General features: G+C 67.2%; 1 protein-coding gene. It reads right to left on the reverse strand.

From position 1 onward, the window contains the following. Nucleotides 1-84 precede the first annotated feature (84 nt). The coding region (locus C0461_RS14410; RefSeq protein ID WP_292107995.1) for a hypothetical protein at nt 85-491 on the reverse strand (407 nt) is incomplete at its 5' end.

Consider the following 491-nt stretch of genomic DNA (forward strand, 5'->3'; position numbering starts at 1 on the left):
CGAAGAGTCTCACCCGGCCCATGCGGGCGCGCGGAGCATTGAGACTATTCAGACTATTCAGACCCTGTTTTTTTGTCCCGGAGTCTAATTCGCCGACGGCAGGCGGATCTCCTCGACCATGGCCTGGACCTCGGCCGGCGGGGCGGGGGTAGCCAGTGTCACGACGATCGAGACGGCGAAGCTGATCAGAATGCCCACGGCGCCGAAGCCCTCGGGCGAGATGGACAGGAACCAGGCGTCGGGCGTGCCCGCGGCCGCGCCGGGGACCAGACCGAACAGCCCCGCCAACCCGATCAGGACCAGCAGGCCCGACGCCGCCGCGAAGGGGGTCAGGCGCCGCCCGCTGTCCTGGGACGCGCCAAGATGCAGCACGAACCCGGCCAGGGCCAGCACCAGGGCGGTGATGCCGATGACCATGGGGGAGAAACCGATCTTGAAGTGGATCAGATAGGCCCCGGTGACCGTCAGACCCGAGATCATGCCCCAGATCG

The sequence above is a fragment of the Brevundimonas sp. genome, assembly GCF_013823285.1.
Lineage (GTDB): Bacteria > Pseudomonadota > Alphaproteobacteria > Caulobacterales > Caulobacteraceae > Brevundimonas.